Annotated in this window: 2 protein-coding genes; one reads left to right on the top strand and one right to left on the bottom strand. The window is 62.7% G+C overall.

Annotation, left to right across the window (positions count from 1 at the left end; genetic code table 11):
- A partial coding sequence (locus tag DI005_RS06560; RefSeq protein WP_113641551.1) for a GntR family transcriptional regulator occupies nt 1-383 on the top strand: 383 nt, incomplete at its 5' end.
- Here the strand turns inward: DI005_RS06560 and DI005_RS06555 are convergent.
- Nucleotides 346-549 carry a hypothetical protein gene (locus DI005_RS06555; protein ID WP_113641550.1) on the bottom strand — a complete coding sequence of 68 codons (204 nt, stop codon included), beginning with the start codon at nt 547-549 and terminating at the stop codon, nt 346-348. The genes DI005_RS06560 and DI005_RS06555 overlap by 38 nt on opposite strands.
- Nucleotides 550-1,008 lie beyond the last annotated feature (459 nt).

Here is a 1,008-nt window from a genome sequence, read left to right as displayed (position 1 = left end):
CTATGCTCGGGTTTGTGATGAGCGAAGAGCTGGGCCTTGCTCGCTACGAACAGGTAGCCGAGTCCATCCGTCGAGCCATCCGCAGCGGCAAGCTCAAGCCGGGGGAGCAGCTTCCTTCGAGCCGCGAGCTGGCCAAGGAACACGACGTCGCCATGAATACTGCGCAGCGAGCCGTGACCACCCTTCGCGATGAGGGCTGGTTGATCGTTCGGCCGACCGTCGGTGCCTTCGTCAGCGGCGCCATTCCGGACGCGCCGCAGAACATCCGCGAGACTGTCGCCCACCTGCAAGACGCCGTCACGGAGTTGCAGCGTCGGCTTGCTGACGTTGAAGCCGCCATCGGAACTAGAACGCCTGCCGAAGGAAACTCACGATCCCTGTGATGACACCCTCGCCAAACTTCCAGAGTTCCTGCACCCAGTTGGCCGCATCGCTCGGGAACTTCACCACGATTACCAAGAGCGCAACCGCAATCGCGATACCAACCAGCTTCTTGAGGGTGCCACCACCGTTGCCAACCAGCGCCTGCAGCGGGTCCTTTTTTCCCATCGGTCTCTCCTCGTCTGATCCGTTGTCCGGCGTTGTCGCCGTTGAGATCAAGAGTCACCCGAATCGCGCGCCGCAGGTAGATGAGTGGGGGGTGAGCCGGTCGCGCACTCACCGGCTCACCCCCGGCTGAACAGGCAAAACGGGGGATCCAGTGGGGGACGTACAGCAGCAGACCAAGCTCAAGAGGGCTCGGGTTGCCGAGGGCTGGTCGCAAGCCGAGGTGTGCAGGCGACTTGCCCGCGCCCGTCAGGACACTGGTCAGAGACCTCCGAAGCCTGCAAGTCTGCGACGCCAGCTCGTCTGGTGGGAACAGGGCAAGGTGAAGCCCACCGACTGGGTGGACGAGCTGTGCAAAGTCTTCAACAAGTCACCGGAAGTGCTCGGCATCGCCGACGAGGTTCCGCCTTCGCGATTGGTCGTAGCAAAGTCGATTCCCGTCAGCACTGATTACGGCGACGC

Origin of the sequence: Prauserella sp. PE36, assembly GCF_003311655.1 — a bacterium.
In the GTDB taxonomy this organism is placed as follows: domain Bacteria; phylum Actinomycetota; class Actinomycetes; order Mycobacteriales; family Pseudonocardiaceae; genus Prauserella_A; species Prauserella_A endophytica.
The sequence above is the reverse complement of the archived record's forward strand: the minus strand, read 5'-3'. Positions and strand labels throughout refer to the sequence as shown.

What these genes read in the sequence shown, in the direction of transcription:
- DI005_RS06555 (WP_113641550.1), bottom strand. Translation starts at nt 549, where the DNA reads ATGGGAAAAAAGGACCCGCTGCAGGCGCTGGTTGGCAACGGTGGTGGC.